The 2,118-nt window shown below is 58.1% G+C and carries 3 protein-coding genes; 1 reads left to right on the top strand and 2 read right to left on the bottom strand.

The genetic code is table 11. The features are described 5' to 3' along the window. Positions 1-430 precede the first annotated feature (430 nt). Together ACGLHR_RS51550 and ACGLHR_RS51545 are read right to left on the bottom strand one after the other, a co-directional pair. Complete coding sequence (locus ACGLHR_RS51550; protein WP_400103830.1) at positions 431-610, bottom strand: TlpA family protein disulfide reductase; 180 nt, start codon at positions 608-610, stop codon at positions 431-433. A gap of 265 nt (positions 611-875) precedes the next feature. Next, positions 876-1,415 (bottom strand): carboxymuconolactone decarboxylase family protein, encoded by a 540-nt coding sequence (locus ACGLHR_RS51545; RefSeq protein WP_400103828.1) that lies wholly within the window; start codon positions 1,413-1,415, stop codon positions 876-878. 84 nt (positions 1,416-1,499) lie between these two features. On the opposite strand from ACGLHR_RS51545, the gene ACGLHR_RS51540 reads away from it, so the two are divergent. Continuing rightward, a partial coding sequence (locus ACGLHR_RS51540; RefSeq protein ID WP_400103826.1) for a cupin domain-containing protein occupies positions 1,500-2,118 on the top strand: 619 nt, incomplete at its 3' end.

The raw sequence follows: 2,118 nt of genomic DNA, 5'->3' as shown, positions 1-2,118 counted from the left end.
CAAATCTCCTCACGTGTCAAGACCTTGCGTTGATCAATCGCGGCCTTCTTTGCGCTGCTTAACTTGGGTGGATTGGGACGGCACCCCTAAGCGCCGTTGTCCGCCCAAACTGGGCGGGCGCAGCGTTGCATGCGGGAAAGGCGTGAGTGCCCACCGCTCACTGCCCGCTCTGTGGGAACAGTTCTGGGTAGACAGATTTCAATTGAGCAACGAAGCTCGTTTCGGAATACAGCCCCACGTGGATATCGACTAGTCGACCCGAGCCGTCGTAGAACAGCGTAGTCGGCCTTTACACCTACCTTCCTCGCAAAGGGGATATCAGGGTCGAATATTAAGTTCTTGATGCGCATATCATGTAGATGAAGGAACTCCAGTACGTCGTCTGGTGACTCTCCTTGATTTACGAACAACAGGTCCAAACGCGAATTTCTCACTGTACATTCGCAAAAATCGGCATCTCTATTCTGCACGGCGGGCACCATGTCGCCCAGAGATTCGCAATGAGCGGCCTCCCGGTAGCCTTGAGCTTGTACGGCAAGCCGCCTGCATCATATAGCTGGATGGTGGGAACTGTTGGCTTCTCTCGCCGGGATTCCGTGGCGGCGTTCATAGCCGCCGACAAGAAACAACCCGCCGTCGCCCCGGCGATCAACGGCCGTCGCAAGCCGCCTTTGCCTGACAGCATCCCAATAAGCGCAACGAGCCCAACGAGAACACACGTGACTTCGCCAACCTTGAGAACTGGTTCTTCACCACCCATAGTGGTGCTCCGTTCTAGATAACTGACCTGCTACAGGACAGATTTCTCAAACTGCAGAAGCCAGCCTGGCTTGTCGAGGAGGACGGCTCTCGGTTCGTCCTCCCCGGCTGCTGCGTCAGTTCGCTGGAGGGAAGTCCAGGTCCGTGTCGTTGACGCGATTGAACGTGTTTGTGAACACGGTCAGGGCGATCGTCAGCGCGATGTCCGCCAGTTGCGCATCGGTGTACCCCGCGCTGCGAATCGCGGTGAATTCCTCATTGCTGATGGTCCCGCTCGTTTCATGGATCGTTCGAACGAATCGAATCAGCGCGTCACTCTTCGCGTCGCCGGTGGACTGGCCGGCACGAATCCGGCGGACCGTTTCGGGTGACAGCCCGACCATCTTGCCAAGCATGACATGTGCGGCAACGCAGTAATCGCAACCGGTCAGCTCGCTGACTAGCAGCTTGATCGTCTCCAGGTCTTGCTTGCCAAGGCTGCCGGTTGCGAGAGCCCCTTCTGCGTTCAGTACTGCCTTGAGCGTGGCAGGCGCAATGTGACCGAGCGCTGCGAAAAGGTTTGGGACGCTACCGCCCGTCACCTGCTTGACCTGTGCGTAGACTTCAGCGGTGGCACCAACTGCTGAATCGATTGCTGGTACGGTAATACGGCTCATCATTGACTCCTGAAGAAATCGGTTGGGGAGGCTCTACTGTAGGCATACCGGATGAGCTTGCCGAGGCCTCATTGACTCATTAGAATGCTCCAAAGTATCGCTATCGCGGAATCGTGTCCCCCTAAAGATTGGCTGAGCAGACTGCTCGAAATCATGACCGTCACAGGTCAACTCGACGTCCGATGTGCCTACGGCTCGCCATGGCGCATCGTCTACGAGGAGTCCCAGCTGGGCGAAATTCCATACCATGTCGTGCTCAACGGCTCGGCGATTCTCGAAGGGCCGGCCAGCACCACACCAGTTGCTCTTCAGGCGGGCGATATGGTTCTATTGCCTCACGGTTCGGCACACACGCTCCACGACGGAAGTGGCCGCCTGGCCGTGCCCGCGCGCGTTCGAAGCGACATCAACGTTACGGTCAGTGAGAACGACGGCCAAGGGGAACGGCTTGACGTGCTCTGCGGCCGCTTCTTTGTCGCCCCTCCACATGATCGGCTGGCGCGCGAGTTCCTACCGACAGCGCTTGTGGTCAGAGCATCGGCATCTGAACCGGGAGACGGCGCGCGGGCGCGACTCACCAGCCTGATGGAACTGATGCGGGCTGAATCCCTAGGATTTCGCCTAGGCGCAATACTGTTCACTTCACAACCACTTTGGGGACGATTCGCTGATTCAGCGGCTCGGATCGCCGCCGGATTCGGAA

Origin of the sequence: Cupriavidus sp. CuC1 (assembly GCF_044627735.1) — a bacterium.
Taxonomy (GTDB): Bacteria; Pseudomonadota; Gammaproteobacteria; order Burkholderiales; family Burkholderiaceae; genus Cupriavidus; species Cupriavidus ulmosensis.
This window is presented reverse-complemented; position numbering and strand designations above follow the sequence as displayed.